Genomic DNA, 4,166 nt, shown 5'->3' on the forward strand with positions numbered 1-4,166 from the left:
TCACCGCAACGGCGCAAAGATCGCAAAGGAAACAACAGGTTGATCGTGCTTGACCATTCACCCTGCGGGTAAAGATGAAAGATAGCTGCTGTTCGCGTAGCGCTTTGATTTTCTTTGCGAACCTTTGCGATCTTTGCGCCGTTGCGGTGAAAAACCGGGTTTTTCAGGATCATGCTTCCGCGAATGGATCGGCGGCCTTGTCGGCGTCGTGAAGGACATCATTGCGCTCGACGGCAAGACGGTGCGCGGATCAAAGGACGGCGTGGACGGGCGAGGGGCGTCGAGTCGATGCACCGGGTGCCCGACGTGATCTTCCGGGAAGACGCTTGCCGGGTGCGCAAAGCGTCCGCCGCGCGCAATCTCTCGCTGCTGCGCAAAATCACCCTCGCCATGCTCCGCCTCGATACCGCTTCTCAAGAGCAGCCTCCGCCAGCGCTGCAACCGCGCTTCCCGAAAATCACTCTACCGTACTGAACTCCCCGGCCTTCCTCCTCGATCTCAGTCACGCACCAAGAAATCAATTAAATGATGAATGTGTAAGCGATTGCCATGGATTGCTGATAGCATTGCGCGCTACGTCTCGATACATCGACAGGAGCATTTATGCTTGGGAAGCTAAGTCTGAAAAGTCGCTTGCTACTGATCGCCGCCGTACCGCTTGCGATCATGCTGGGCCTTGGTGCGAGCAGTGCTTGGCAGAAGTATTCGAACTATCAGGCTCGCATACAGGCCGGAGCGCTGGTCGGCTTGGTCATCGATCTGGGCGAAACGGTGCATGAACTGCAGCTGGAGCGCGGCGCGAGTTCACGCTTCCTCGGCAGCAAGGGCAGCGAGTTCGCCGACAAGCTGACGGCGCAGCGCAAGTTGTCTGATGCCGCGATCGCCCGCCTGACCGAAAACATCCGGCGCATCGATCCGTCGACGGTCGGGCCGCGCTACATCAAGCTGCTTGAAGCGGCAAGCGAGCCTCTGGGCGAACTGACGAAAAAACGCGAGCAGATTACCCGCCTCGCACTCGAGCCGGACGAATCTTTCCGTTTTTATGGTGAGACGATTTCGCAATTGCTGGAGATCGCCTTGCGTACCGGGAACCAGATGCCGTCCTCGAAGCTTTCACGCCTGTCGAACTCCAAGCAGGCCCTGTTGTTCCTGAAGGAACGCAACGGCCAGGAGCGCGCCCTGGTGATCGGTGGCTTCAGCGCCGGACGGCTGACCCCTGCCCAGTTCGACACTTTCCAGGGGCTGCTCAACGATCAAGCGACCTACCTGCGCCTGGCCATCGGGTATGCCACACCCGATCAGGACAAACTGCTGCGTGCCAAGCTCACCGAGCCGATTGTCAAGGAAGTGGATGCCATCGAGCAGATGATCAAGGACAAGGGAGCGAATGCCGAACTGGTTTACTCCCCCGAGGAGTGGATTGCCAAGATCACGGCCAAGATCGATCTGCTACGCAGCGCCGAGGAAAGCTATACCAAGGACATCCAGCAGGAACTTCAGTCCGACATGAAGCAGGAGCGTGATGCCTTCCTGGGTTTCGTCAGTTTGCTGCTGGTGGCCACCTGCCTGGCCTTGTGGACGTGCTTTGCCATTGTGCGCAACCTGTTGCTGACTTTGGGCGGAGAGCCCGAATATGCGGCCAAGGTGGCGCACAGGATTGCCGCCGGGGATCTGTCGGCGACGATCCAATTGGCATCCGGCGATACGTCAAGCCTGCTCGCCTCGATGAAAGAGATGCAGGACGGACTGCGCGGGATGATCGAGCAAATCATCGTCGCCACGGTTCAACTCGCTGGATCCGCCAAACAGTTGTCGGCATCGTCACACCAAGTGCAGGAAGCGACCAATCAGCAGACGGATGCGGCGGCCACCGTCGCGGCGACGGTTGAGGAGATGACGGTAAGCATCGGCCACATCTCGGACAACACGGCCGACGTAAACAGGAGTGCCATTGAATCCAAGCGTATGGCCGAGGAAGGAGAAGACTTCGCCCAGAAAACCATCGCCGAAATGAATCGGATTGTCGACAATGTCAATCAGTCATCGGTTTTCATGCAAACGCTGGACGAGCAGTCACACCAGATCGCAGATATCGTTAATGTGATCAAGGAGATTGCCGACCAGACCAATCTATTGGCGCTTAACGCGGCCATCGAAGCGGCGCGCGCAGGGGAGCAAGGGCGGGGCTTTGCCGTGGTGGCCGATGAAGTACGCAAGCTCGCCGAGCGCACGAAACTGTCGACCCAGGATATCGCCACAATGATCGAGGCCATCCGCAACGGCACGGTGCAGGCGGTAGGCAGCATGACGCAGGGAACCGTGATGGTCAATGACGGCATGAAGCTTGTCGGACATACCGGGAATTCCATGGCGACCATCCATGGCAGCACCAACAAGGTTCTCGCGGCAATCGACGGAATCTCCACTTCGCTGAGTGAGCAAAGCCACGCCAACAACGAAATTGCCAGAAGTGTCGAAAACATTGCCCAGATGTCGGAACGCAACCACGCGGCGATCAGCGACGTCGTATCTTCCGCCGATCAGTTGCAAATGCTCTCGGACGCCTTGCGGCAATCCGCCGCCCGCTTTCAGATCAGGTAGATCCCGCCTTCTTATCAAAAAAGCCCCGTAAGCCATAACTTATGTGGCCGCTTTTCAGCGGCTGTTAGCTTTCACCCCCCCCCGCGTCAGAATAGTTGTCGCCCCGACAAGATGATGAGCTTGGGGGCGATACGCGCGCCGTCCGAGGTGACCGAGCAAGTGGCCGAGCTTTCCACATTCATGGCGAACCGGCAGACCAACGAGGTACAGCAGATGCGGACGGAAATCAACGACCTGCTGCTCAACCCCAACGCCTACGAGAAAACCCAGGCATGGACGGCGAAGCACGCCTATTTCCTGCAATCCGCTTTCCAGAACGTGGTCGACAACATCACTTGGGCGGCCGCCTTCGCGCGGATGTTCACGCAGTTCAAAAGCTACTTCAACATGCAAGCCAACCTGCTGGGAACCGAGTTCGCCAAAGTGGCGCAGGACATGGGCGTGAAGAAGGGCGCCGGCCGGCTGTTCTACGTGTTCCTGTTGGGCTTCCTCGTGCCGGCCTGGTTTTCCGAGGCCATCTGCAGGCCATGCGGGGCGGTGCCCTAGGCAAGCCGCTGGGGTATGGCGCCGACGTTGTGCAGGGCCGAGTGCAGCCCACCGGGCCGGTGGATGCCGTGTGCGGCACCGTATCGGGTGTGGCGAGCCCGGATAGTAAGCGCTGACGAAGGGAAAAATGATAGTCCGCCCACCGGTAATTGAATCCGTCTGCGCAAGCGTTGAGGAGGTTGCAGAATGGCTTTCGTTCGCTGAAGGCCGGCCCGTGTCTATTCACGAGGTTCGCCGTATCGAGGCGCAGGCTCTGCGAAAATTGCGACAGAGATTTCGGGGACGTGGGCTGTTTCCCTCGAACCTGCTTCCTGATCGGTGAGTGGATGGCGGCGCGGCCACGAGGACAGACATTGAAACCGCTTTAAGCGTGAGGATGGCAAACTCGCCTCACCACCGCCGAAGAAAATTCTACTTCTTGTCCGGCTGCTCGGCGAAATGTCTGTCGAATCGCGCGCTATTTGGCATAATCCTGCCGATGGAAACGAGGCTTTCTCTCCGCTATACCGGTCCCGCAGTCGACGAGGGCTCGGTCGACGACGCCTGAGGCGCTTCAGGTTTCTCGTGTTCGCTTTGGTTCTGGCTTCGCCTGAGGGTCTGCGTGGGGGCGTAGTACTTAACCCCGTGTGCATCGAACCAGTCCATTGCTTGACGCGCTTCGGATTGGAGGGCGTCGGCGGTAGCAATGACCATGCGTTGAAGAGCACCGCATTGCCCTCTGCTGAGCATTGGGCTTCTGCCCTCCTCGTCTTCACAGAGTTGGGTATCCTCGATCATCTCCATAATCAGGCCGATGCCTTGGGCGATATCGAAGGTTCTTGCGGCAAAGCTTGCCAGTGGAAGGTATTGCGCGTCCGCGCTCAGCCAGGAAAACGGCTTGAAGGTCTGCGGCTCTTCACTGCTGTTAGAATTGGTTGCAGCCATTTCGTAACTCCTTGTCAGTTGCGTTGTGGTTAGGGTCGTGCTGGTGTTCCCGCACCGACACGGCCCGACTTCCCGGCGATAGCCCGCACCGGGGA

Annotated in this window: 4 protein-coding genes; 3 read left to right on the forward strand and 1 reads right to left on the reverse strand. The window is 58.6% G+C overall.

The annotated features are described in order from the left end of the window. Positions 1-297 precede the first annotated feature (297 nt). The 3 genes from KBA32_RS16545 (at position 298) to KBA32_RS16555 (ending at position 3,147) form a co-directional block, all read left to right on the forward strand. Positions 298-474: a hypothetical protein gene (locus KBA32_RS16545; RefSeq protein ID WP_294361336.1), complete on the forward strand. Its 177-nt coding sequence runs from the start codon at positions 298-300 to the stop codon at positions 472-474. A 129-nt stretch (positions 475-603) separates the two neighbouring features. Beyond that, entirely contained in the window at positions 604-2,601 is a 1,998-nt protein-coding gene (locus KBA32_RS16550; RefSeq protein ID WP_294361338.1) for a methyl-accepting chemotaxis protein, read from the forward strand. A gap of 120 nt (positions 2,602-2,721) precedes the next feature. Further along, entirely contained in the window at positions 2,722-3,147 is a 426-nt protein-coding gene (locus KBA32_RS16555) for a hypothetical protein (RefSeq protein WP_294361341.1), read from the forward strand. A gap of 501 nt (positions 3,148-3,648) precedes the next feature. Here the strand turns inward: KBA32_RS16555 and KBA32_RS16560 are convergent. After that, positions 3,649-4,071, reverse strand: a complete 423-nt coding sequence (locus tag KBA32_RS16560; protein WP_294361342.1) for a hypothetical protein — start codon at positions 4,069-4,071, stop codon at positions 3,649-3,651. Between the last annotated feature and the right edge of the window lie 95 nt (positions 4,072-4,166).

Origin of the sequence: Propionivibrio sp. (assembly GCF_017995515.1) — a bacterium.
In the GTDB taxonomy this organism is placed as follows: Bacteria; Pseudomonadota; Gammaproteobacteria; order Burkholderiales; family Rhodocyclaceae; genus Propionivibrio.